Annotated in this window: 9 protein-coding genes; all 9 read left to right on the top strand. The window is 66.6% G+C overall.

Translation table 11 applies throughout. From position 1 onward, the window contains the following. Positions 1–258 precede the first annotated feature (258 nt). Genes QOC76_RS06220 through QOC76_RS06180 form a run of 9 tightly spaced genes read left to right on the top strand, consistent with a single transcriptional unit; the run spans position 259 to position 10,677 of the window. A complete protein-coding gene (locus tag QOC76_RS06220; RefSeq protein WP_526355281.1) occupies positions 259–1,971 on the top strand; it encodes an acyclic terpene utilization AtuA family protein in 1,713 nt (570 codons plus the stop codon). After that, entirely contained in the window at positions 1,968–3,149 is a 1,182-nt protein-coding gene (locus QOC76_RS06215) for an acyl-CoA dehydrogenase family protein (RefSeq protein WP_526355275.1), read from the top strand. The genes QOC76_RS06220 and QOC76_RS06215 overlap by 4 nt, the downstream gene beginning before the upstream one ends. Beyond that, complete coding sequence (locus QOC76_RS06210; protein WP_526355273.1) at positions 3,146–4,741, top strand: acyl-CoA carboxylase subunit beta; 1,596 nt, start codon at positions 3,146–3,148, stop codon at positions 4,739–4,741. The genes QOC76_RS06215 and QOC76_RS06210 overlap by 4 nt, the downstream gene beginning before the upstream one ends. A 4-nt stretch (positions 4,742–4,745) precedes the next feature. Next, positions 4,746–6,728 carry an acetyl/propionyl/methylcrotonyl-CoA carboxylase subunit alpha gene (locus QOC76_RS06205; RefSeq protein ID WP_526355271.1) on the top strand — a complete coding sequence of 661 codons (1,983 nt, stop codon included), beginning with the start codon at positions 4,746–4,748 and terminating at the stop codon, positions 6,726–6,728. Next, positions 6,725–7,897 carry an acyl-CoA dehydrogenase family protein gene (locus tag QOC76_RS06200; RefSeq protein ID WP_526355269.1) on the top strand — a complete coding sequence of 391 codons (1,173 nt, stop codon included), beginning with the start codon at positions 6,725–6,727 and terminating at the stop codon, positions 7,895–7,897. The genes QOC76_RS06205 and QOC76_RS06200 overlap by 4 nt, the downstream gene beginning before the upstream one ends. Beyond that, positions 7,897–8,670, top strand: a complete 774-nt coding sequence (locus tag QOC76_RS06195) for an enoyl-CoA hydratase family protein (RefSeq protein ID WP_526355267.1) — start codon at positions 7,897–7,899, stop codon at positions 8,668–8,670. Before QOC76_RS06200 ends, QOC76_RS06195 begins: the two co-directional genes overlap by 1 nt. Then, on the top strand, positions 8,667–9,428 hold the full coding sequence (locus tag QOC76_RS06190; RefSeq protein ID WP_526355265.1) for an SDR family oxidoreductase: 762 nt from the start codon (positions 8,667–8,669) through the stop codon (positions 9,426–9,428). The genes QOC76_RS06195 and QOC76_RS06190 overlap by 4 nt, the downstream gene beginning before the upstream one ends. 42 nt (positions 9,429–9,470) lie before the next feature. Further along, entirely contained in the window at positions 9,471–10,049 is a 579-nt protein-coding gene (locus QOC76_RS06185) for a DUF1707 domain-containing protein (protein ID WP_526355263.1), read from the top strand. A gap of 34 nt (positions 10,050–10,083) precedes the next feature. Then, positions 10,084–10,677, top strand: a complete 594-nt coding sequence (locus QOC76_RS06180) for an Rv1352/Rv1906c domain-containing protein (protein WP_526355261.1) — start codon at positions 10,084–10,086, stop codon at positions 10,675–10,677. The last annotated feature ends 1 nt before the right edge of the window (position 10,678 follow it).

The raw sequence follows: 10,678 nt of genomic DNA, 5'->3' as shown, positions 1-10,678 counted from the left end.
CGATCCATGCCAGCCAGTTCATGCGCACCCCTTTAGCCGGGCGTAGCCTCCGAACTGTGCGATTTCGGTGTGAATACACACGCTGAGCGCGGTTTATCCCGCCAATGTTCGTAGTTGGGGTGCCTTGACGGCGGACCGGAGGTACCGGTTAACCTACCGGTTGGTTGGCACGCTGATCGATGAGGAGAACGCGTGACGTCTGCGGACGCGAGGAGCAATCAAACAGCTGCGGACGCGAGGAGCAATACCGCCTCTGCGGTGCGGATCGGCAACTGCTCGGGGTTTTACGGCGATCGGCACTCGGCGATGCGGGAAATGCTGACCGGCGGCGAACTGGACTACCTCACCGGTGACTACCTCGCCGAGCTGACGATGCTGATCCTGGCCCGCGACCGGGCCAAGTCCCCCGACCGCGGCTACGCCAAGACCTTCCTGACCCAGCTCGAGGAATGTCTGGGCACCGCGCTCGACCGAGGCGTGCGGATCGTCGCGAACGCCGGCGGACTGAATCCGGCCGGACTGGCCGCAGCGGTGCGGGCGCTCGCCGAACGGCTCGGCCTCGACGCCACGGTCGCCCACGTCGAAGGCGACGACTTGGTGTCTCGCGCCGGCGAACTCGGCTTGGGCAGCCCGTTGGCGGCCAACGCCTACCTCGGCGCGTGGGGCATCGTCGACTGCCTCAACAGCGGCGCCGACGTCGTGGTCACCGGCCGGGTGACCGACGCCTCGGTCATCGTCGGCCCGGCCGCCGCCCACTTCGGGTGGGCCCGAGACGATTACGACCGCCTGGCCGGTGCCGTGGCGGCAGGCCACGTCATCGAATGCGGGGTGCAGGCGACCGGCGGCAACTTCGCCTTCTTTGTGGAAGCCGCAGCGGGGGCCGACCTTCTGCATCCAGGCTTCCCGCTGGCCGAGATCTACGACAACGGGGTATCGGTGATCACCAAGCACGCGGGGAGCGGCGGGCTGGTCAGCGTCGACACCGTCACCGCCCAGCTTCTCTACGAGATCACCGGTGCGCGGTACGCGAATCCCGATGTGACGGTGCGGCTGGACAGCATCCAACTGTCGTCCGACGGCGCCGACCGGGTGCGCATCGACGGAGTCCGGGGTGAGCCGCCGCCGCCGACGCTGAAGGTGTCGCTGAACAGCATCGGCGGCTTCCGCAACTCGATGACGTTCGTGCTGACGGGCCTCGACATCGACGCCAAGGCCGAGCTGGTGCAGCAACAGCTGGAATCCGGGCTGGCCGTCAAACCGGCCGAACTGGAGTGGACGCTGGCGCGCACCGACCACGAGGACGCCGACACCGAGGAGGCCGCGAGCGCGTTGCTGCACTGCGTGGTCCGCGACCCCGACCCCGCCAACGTTGGCCGCCACTTCTCTTCGGCCGCAGTCGAATTAGCGCTTGCCAGCTATCCCGGATTCACCACCACCGCGCCGCCGGGGGAGGGTCAGGTGTACGGCGTGTTCACGCCCGGCTACGTCGACGCCGCCGAGGTGCCGCAGGTTGCCGTGCACGCCGACGGCACCCGCACAGAAATTCCCGCCGCCACCGAAACCAAGGTGCTCGAACCTGTCGCACCGTTCGCGCTGCCCGAACCGCTGCCGTTCGAGGACACCCAGCGCGTCCCGCTAGGCTGCATCGCCGGTGCGCGCAGCGGCGACAAGGGCGGCAACGCCAACGTCGGCGTGTGGGTGCGGACCACCAATCAGTGGCGGTGGCTGGCCCACGCGCTCACCGTCGAGAAATTGCGCGAGATGCTGCCTGAGACCGTCGGCCTGGAGGTCACCCGTCATGTGCTGCCCGACCTGTGGGCGGTGAACTTCGTCATCGAAGGCATCCTCGGCGAGGGCGTGGCCTACCAGGCGCGCTTCGATCCGCAGGCCAAGGGACTCGGCGAGTGGTTGCGCAGCCGACACATCGACATACCCGAAAGCCTTCTGAAGACGAGCGGGAGTGGAGGATGAGTATCTGGCATACGCCCGAACGAGAGCAGCTGCGAAAGACGGTGCGCGCCTTTGCCGAACGTGAAGTGCTGCCGTACATCGACGAGTGGGAGCACTTCGGCATGCTGCCACGCGAGCTTCACCTCAAGGCCGGCGAGGCGGGACTGCTCGGCGCGGGCCTGCCCGAGGCGGTCGGCGGCGGCGGTGGCGACGGCGCCGACGCGGTGGTCATCTGCGAGGAGATGCACTACGCCGGTGCGCCCGGCGGGGTGTTCGCGTCGTTGTTCACCTGCGGTATCGCGGTGCCGCACATGATCGCCTCGGGTGATCAGCGGTTGATCGACACCTATGTGCGGCCGACGCTACGCGGCGAGAAGATCGGATCGCTGGCGATCACCGAACCCGGCGGCGGGTCCGACGTCGGCCACCTCACCACCAAGGCGACGCGCGACGGCGACGACTACATCATCAACGGCGCGAAGACCTACATCACCTCCGGCGTGCGCGCCGACTACGTCGTCACCGCTGCCCGCACGGGTGGTCCTGGGGCGGCCGGAGTTTCGCTGATCGTCGTCGACAAGGGCACGCGCGGCTTCGAGGTGACCCGCAAGCTAGACAAGATGGGCTGGCGGTCCTCCGACACCGCCGAACTGTCCTACACCGACGTGCGGGTACCCGCCGCTAATCTGATCGGGGCGGAGAACAGCGGCTTCATTCAGATCGCCGGGGCCTTCATCTCCGAACGGGTGGGCCTGGCCGCGCAGGCGTACGCGAGCGCGCAGCGCTGCCTGGACCTCACCGTCGAATGGTGCCGCAACAGGGAAACATTCGGGAAGCCGCTGATAACACGGCAGTCCGTGCAGAACACGCTGTCGGAGATGGCGCGCCGCGTCGACGTCGCACGCGTCTACACCCGCAGCCTCGTCGAACGGCAATTGGCTTCCGGAGCCGCTATGGCGGCGACATCGAGCTCAGAGACCAATTCCTTGATAACTCAGGTGTGCTTCGCCAAGAACACCGCCGTCGAGGCCGGCGAGTGGGTCGCCAACCAGGCGGTACAGCTCTTCGGCGGGATGGGATACATGACCGAATCGGAAGTCGAACGTCAGTACCGCGACATGCGGATCCTCGGAATCGGCGGCGGCACAACCGAAATCCTCGCCTCGCTGGCCGCCAAGACACTTGGATACCAGTCATGACGGCGCTGGCGTCGACGCTGGATCCCCGCTCACCCTCTTATGCCGAGGCAGCCGAGGCGATGACGGCCAAGCTCGCCGAGCTCGACGCCGAACACGCCAAGGCGCTGGGAGGTGGCGGCGAGAAGTACGTCAAGCGCCACCACGACCGCGGCAAGATGACGCCGCGCGAGCGCATCGAGATGTTGATCGATCCGGACTCGCCGTTCCTCGAGCTGAGCCCGCTGGCCGCGTACGGCAGCGAGTTCCAGATCGGGGCCAGCGTCGTCGTCGGCATCGGAGCCGTCGAGGGCGTGGAGTGCATGCTGGTCGCGAACGACCCGACGGTCAAGGGTGGCACCAGCAATCCGTGGACGCTGAAGAAGGTGTTGCGGGCCAACCAGATTGCTCTGCAAAACCGGCTGCCGGTGATCTCAATGGTGGAGTCGGGCGGTGCCGATCTGCCCACACAGAAGCAGATCTTCGTACCCGGCGGGCAGATGTTCCGCGACCTGACCCGGTTGTCTGCGGCGGGCATCCCGACAATCGCCCTGGTGTTCGGCAACTCCACCGCGGGCGGTGCCTACGTCCCTGGCATGTCCGACCACGTCGTGATGATCAAGGAGCGCTCGAAGGTGTTCCTGGCCGGCCCGCCGCTGGTGAAGATGGCCACCGGCGAGGAGTCCGATGACGAGTCGCTGGGCGGTGCCGAAATGCACGCCCGCACTTCCGGTCTGGCGGACTATTTCGCGGTCGACGAGCTCGACGCCATCCGGATCGGCCGCCGCATCGTCGCGCGGTTGAACTGGTGCAAGCAGGGCCCGACACCGGGGCCCGTCACCGCACCTAAATATGACGCCGAGGAACTACTCGGCATCGTGCCATCGGATCTGCGCATCCCGTTCGATCCGCGCGACGTGATCGCCCGCATCGTCGACGGTTCCGAGTTCGACGAGTTCAAACCGCTCTACGGATCGTCGCTGGTGACCGGTTGGGCGAGCCTGTACGGCTATCCGATCGGCATCCTGGCCAACCATCGCGGCGTGCTGTTCAGTGAGGAGTCTCAGAAGGCCACCCAGTTCATCCAGCTCGCCAATCGATCGGACACGCCACTTCTGTTTTTGCACAACACCACCGGCTACATGGTCGGCAAGCAATACGAGGAAGGCGGCATGATCAAGCACGGCTCGATGATGATCAACGCCGTGTCGAACTCGACAGTTCCGCACATCTCGCTGCTGGTCGGCGCGTCCTACGGCGCAGGCCATTACGGCATGTGCGGGCGCGCCTATGACCCGCGCTTCCTGTTCGCCTGGCCCAGCGCCAAGTCCGCGGTGATGGGCGGCGCACAGCTCGCCGGGGTGCTGTCGATCGTGAGCCGCGCGGCGACCGAGGCTCGCAGCCAGCAGGTCGACGAGGACGCCGACGCCGCGATGCGGGCCGCGGTCGAGGGACAGATCGAGGCGGAGTCACTGCCGATGGTGCTGTCCGGAATGCTGTACGACGACGGCGTCATCGATCCGCGCGACACCCGCACGGTGCTGGGCATGTGCCTGTCCGCCATCGCCAATGGCCCGATCAAGGGGACGTCGAACTTCGGCGTCTTCAGGATGTGACGCCGTGACCACCCGAGTACTGGTCGCCAACCGCGGCGAGATCGCCCGCCGGGTGTTCGCCACCTGCCGCCGCCTCGGCATCGGCACCGTCGCTGTCTACACCGACTCCGACGCCGGTTCGCCGCACGTCGCAGAAGCCGACGCGCGGGTGCGTCTCGAAGGACGTAACGGCTACCTCGACGCCCAGCAGTTGATCGCGGCGGCTCGGGCATCGGGCGCCGACGCCGTTCATCCCGGCTACGGATTTCTCTCCGAGAACCCCGATTTCGCTGCGGCGGTGCTCGATGCAGGTTTGACGTGGATCGGCCCACCGGTCGCCGCCGTCGCGGCGATGGGCTCCAAGATCGAGGCCAAGAAGATGATGGCCGCCGCAGGTGTGCCGGTGCTCGACGAACTCGACCCCGACACCGTGACGGCCGACCAACTGCCGGTGCTGATCAAGGCGTCGGCAGGCGGCGGCGGCCGAGGCATGCGCGTCGTGCGCGAGTTATCCGAGCTGTCTGCGCAGGTGGAGGCGGCGCGCCGCGAGGCGCAGTCGGCGTTCGGTGATCCGACGGTGTTCTGTGAGCGCTACCTCGCCACCGGCCACCACGTGGAGGTTCAGGTGCTCGCCGACGAGCACGGCACAGTGTGGGCCGTCGGCGAACGCGAGTGCTCGATCCAGCGGCGCCACCAGAAGATCATCGAAGAGGCACCGTCGCCGCTCGTCGAACGAACTCCGGGCATGCGCGACAAGCTGTTTGACGCCGCGCGGCTTGCGGCGAGCGCGATCGGCTACACCGGCGCGGGCACGGTCGAGTTCATGGCCTCCGGCTCTGACGATGGGGCCGGCGACTTCTTCTTCCTCGAGATGAACACCCGGCTTCAGGTCGAGCACCCCGTCACCGAGGCGACCACCGGTCTGGACCTCGTCGGGTTGCAACTGCTTGTCGCCGACGGCGGCCACCTCGATCCCGAGCCGCCGCCATCGCGGGGCTACTCCGTCGAGGCCCGGCTGTACGCCGAGGACCCGGCCAAGGACTGGCAGCCGCAGGCCGGCTCCGTGCACCGCTTCGAAGTACCCAACATCACAACGCGATTCGTGCCGCTCGACGGGCTTGGCGTGCGGGTCGACACCGGCATCGAGAACGGTTCCCAGGTGTCGGTTTTCTACGACCCGATGCTGGCGAAGATCATCTCCTACGCGCCTGTCCGCCGTCAGGCCGCGAGCCTTCTGGCCGACGCACTGGCCCGCACCCGAATCCACGGTGTGCGTACCAATCGCGACCTCCTCGTCAACGTGCTGCGGCATCCCGCGTTTCTCGACGGTGCTACCGACACCGCGTTCTTCGACACTCACGGGCTGGCCGAGCTGGCCTCGCCGCTGGCCGACCCGTGTGCCGTCGAGTTGTCGGCGTTGGCCGCGGCGCTCGCGGATGCCGCCGAAAACCGCAGATCCGCAACGGTCTTCGCGGCTGCACCCAGCGGGTGGCGCAACGTCACGTCGGGGTTCCAAACCAAGCGCTTCGCCGACAATGCGGGTGGGACGCACGAGGTGCGGTATCGGTTCACACGCACCGGAGTCGACGTGCCCGGCCACGAGGGCGTGAGTATCGTTTCGTCGTCGCCGGAGCATGTGGTGCTCGCGGTGGACGGCGTGGACCGCCCGTTCCACGTTGCGCGATACGGCGACGACGTGTTCGTCGACTCGCCTTTGGGGCCGGTGCAACTGGTCGCGCTGCCACGATTCCCCGATCCGTCGGCGGCGCTCGCGCACGGTTCCCTGCTCGCGCCGATGCCGGGTTCGGTGCTTCGCATCGGTGCCGCGGTAGGCGACACCGTCACCGCGGGCCAGCCGCTGATCTGGATGGAAGCCATGAAGATGGAGCACACCGTGGCCGCACCGGGCGACGGCGTGCTCGCCGAACTCAACGTCGAAGTCGGCCAGCAGGTCGACGTCGGCGCCGTACTTGCCCGTGTGGACGAAGAACAAGGAGCCAGCCCATGACTCAGACCGACAACGGCTTCATCGAGAGCGACGAGCGGCAGGCGCTGCGCAAGTCGGTGACCGCGATGGCCGCCGACTACGGCCAGGACTACTACCTGGAGAAGGCACGCGCCGGCCAGCACACCGACGAGTTATGGCGGGAGGCAGGCAAACTCGGCTTCATCGGGGTGAACCTGCCCGAGGAGTACGGCGGTGGCGGCGCGGGCATGTACGAGCTGTCCATCGTGATGGAAGAGATGTCTGCAGGCGGCTGCCCGCTGTTGCTGATGGTGGTCTCCCCCGCGATCAACGGCACGATCATCGCCAAGTTCGGCACCGACGAGCAGAAGAAGCGGTGGCTGCCGGGTATCGCCGATGGCTCGATCACGATGGCGTTCGCGATCACCGAACCCGATGCGGGTTCGAACTCGCACCGCATCACCACCACCGCGCGCCGAGACGGCAGGGACTGGATCCTCAAGGGCCAGAAGGTGTACATCTCCGGCGTCGACCAGGCGCAGGCGGTGCTGGTGGTCGGCCGCACTGAAGAGGCGAAGTCCGGCAACCTCCGGCCCGCCTTGTTCATCGTGCCCACCGACACTCCCGGGTTCACGTGGACCAAGATCGACATGGAGATCGTCAGCCCGGAGAACCAGTTCCAGGTCTTCCTCGACGACGTCCGACTGCCGGCCGACGCACTGGTGGGGTCGGAGGACGCCGCGATCGCCCAACTGTTCGCCGGTCTGAACCCCGAGCGGATCATGGGAGCGGCCAGCGCGGTGGGCATGGGCCGGTTCGCGATCAACAAGGCCGTCGACTATGTCAAGACGCGCCAGGTGTGGAAGACGCCGATCGGCGCGCACCAGGGTCTGTCGCATCCGTTGGCGCAGAACCACATCGAGGTCGAGCTCGCGAAGCTGATGATGCAGAAGGCGGCCACGCTGTACGACCGCGGCGACGACGTCGGCGCGGCCGAGGCGGCCAACATGGCCAAGTACGCCGCGGGCGAGGCGTCGGTGCGCGCCGTCGACCAGGCGGTGCAGTCGCTGGGCGGCAATGGGCTGACCAAGGAGTACGGCATCGCCGCGGCGGTGACGGCGTCGAAGCTCGCGCGCATCGCTCCGGTCAGCCGTGAGATGGTGCTCAACTTCGTGGCGCAGACGTCACTGGGTCTGCCACGCTCTTATTGATGAGCACACTGGTCCACTACACCGTCGAAGGTCCCGTCGCGCGGCTCACGCTGGACTCGCCGCACAACCGCAACGCGCTGAGTAGGGCGCTGGTCAATCAGCTGCGCCAGGGGCTGTGCGATGCGTCCGACGACTCCTCGGTGCGGGCCGTGGTGCTGAGCCACACCGGTGGGACGTTCTGCGCGGGCGCCGACCTGTCGGAGGCCAGTGGTGGCGATGCGGCCGAGACGGTCGCCAACAATGCACGTCAGCTGACGTCGGTGCTGCGCTCGATCCTCGAGATTCCGAAGCCGGTGATCGGGGCGATCGACGGGCATGTCCGCGCAGGCGGGCTTGGGCTGGTCGGGGCATGCGACATCGTGGTGGCCGGGCGCAACAGCACCTTCGCGCTGACCGAGGCGAGGATCGGGGTGGCGCCGTCGATCATCTCACTGACGCTGCTGCCGAAGATGTCCGCTCGCGCAGCGAGCCGGTATTTCGTGACCGGAGAGAAGTTCGGGGCGGATGAGGCCGCTGAGACGGGTCTGGTGACGATCGCGGCCGACGACGTCGCCGTCGCCGTGTCTGAGCTGACGGCCGAGATCGCGAAGGGCTCGCCGCAGGGTCTCGCGGCGTCGAAGGCCTTGACCACGGCTCCTATATTGAAAGCATTTGACCAGCAGGCAGAGGATCTGACCAGGCAGTCTGCGGAACTATTCGTGTCCGACGAGGCCCGCGAGGGCATGATGGCCTTCCTGCAGAAAAGGCCTCCGCGCTGGATGGCGGAGTCATGACGTCGACGGTTCTGGTCACCGGCGCGACCGGCACGCTCGGGCACCGAGTAGTTGGTGGGGCCACCGAAGCCGGCCACAAGGTCCGCGCGTTGAGCCGAAAACCCCGCGTCGGTTACACCGGCGTCCACTGGGCGCAGGGCGACCTTCTCAGCGGCGCGGGCATCGACGCCGCGCTCGACGGCATTGATACCGTCATCCACTGCGCCACGCAGGGCACCCGCGGCAAGGACGTCGTCTCCGCCACCAACCTCATCTCGGCCGCACGCCGCGCCAGAACGAACAACATCATCTACGTCTCGATCGTCGGGGTCGACCGCATCCCGCTGCCGTACTACAAAGCCAAGCTGCGCGTCGAGGAGTTGTTGACCGCGTCGGACCTCGGCCACACAACTATCCGCGTCACGCAGTTTCACGATCTGATCGAGACGACATTCTCGGCCCAGCGGTTCTCCCCTGCATTGATCGCTATTAAGGGTGTGCGCTTTCAGCCGGTCGACACCGGCGACGTCGCGGCCCACCTGGTGTCCCTCATTGACACGGGACCCGCGGGCCGTGTCGACGACATCGGCGGGCCGGCGGTCCTCGGCCACGACGAACTCGGGCGGATCTATCTCACCTCCCGCAATAGCCGTCGGCGCGTGCTGTCGTTGCCATTGCCCGGTGGCATCGTCGCTGGGTTGAAGTCCGGCGCCAACCTGGTACCGGCGAACCCAATAGGGACAATCGGATTCGCCCAGTACCTGGCGCGAACTAGATGATCTTCCTGTGCTTATTTGGTACGAAGTCGTAGGCTCGTGCTGATGAGCACCCCAGCGTCGCGCAATCGCTCAGAGCCCGCCGCAGACACCGACCGCATGCATGCTGCCCAGTTGCTGTCCGATGCCGCGGCCCAGGGCCGCCTGGGCATGACCGATTTCGAGGACCGGCTGGCCAAGGTGTATGCGGCCAAGACCTACGACGAACTCTCTCGCGTGAGCTCCGATCTGCCCGGCACCATCACAGCCCCGAGGGACGGCGCGCTGCACCCGGCTCCGTCGACGCTGCTGTTGGCGATCATGAGCGGGTTCGAACGCCGCGGCCGATGGAACGTGCCGAGGAAAATGACGACCTTCACACTATGGGGCGGCGGAGTGATCGACCTGCGCTACGCCGACTTCACCTCACCCGAAGTGGAGATTCGCACCTACTCGATCATGGGCGGTCAGACGATCCTGGTGCCGCCTGAGGTCAACGTCGACCTGCGCGGCCACGGCGTGATGGGCACCTTCGACCACCTGGAGACAAGCCAAGGCTTGCCCGGCGCACCGCGGATAAAGGTCCGCGGCTTCTCGCTATGGGGCAAGGTCGCTGTCAAGCGCAAGAAGCGCCGGGCCGTGTAGCTGACTGAAACCGTGGTCGCTAGTCTGACCAGTCATGTCAACAATTACGCGGGCGTTCGCGGCGATATCCCTAATTCCCCTTGCCGTCGGTTCCGCACAGATGGCGGCGGCGGATCCTGCAGTGCCTGAGGCAGGCTCGCCCTGCGTACATGAGGAGATCAACGACACCTCCTTGTCGCCCGGCGGTACCCCACTTCGGTGCCTAAACGACGCCTCAGGCTATACGTGGCAGGTGGACACAGGTGTGGCTGCGGTCGACCCCGCCACGGCAGGGCAGCAGGATTGGGTCAACTGCGTACAGTCGTCACACACCCCGAGCGAATGCGCACATATTCTCCGCGGCGCACCGCCGCCAGCGACTGGAGCGACCGCTACCCACATACCTGGCAGCGGTACTTTTCAGATTGGAGTCGACGTTGTATCCGGCGTCTACGAGTCCAGAGGAGGTATTCATAAGAGCCCCTGCGTCTGGAGTATCTACGCCGCGGACAACCCGTCGAACGTCATCGATCAGGGATCCTCGTACGGGCGCCAGCTGTTGAAGATTACGGCCACTCAGCGTGGCACGCTCGAAATAAGCAACTGCGCGCCGTGGACCCGATCACAGGAGGGCAGCCCAGTATTCTGAC

This window comes from Mycobacterium sp. (assembly GCF_032159565.1).
Classification (GTDB): domain Bacteria; phylum Actinomycetota; class Actinomycetes; order Mycobacteriales; family Mycobacteriaceae; genus Mycobacterium.
Note: the sequence above shows the minus strand (reverse complement) of the source record. Positions and strands in the feature narration are given on the sequence as shown.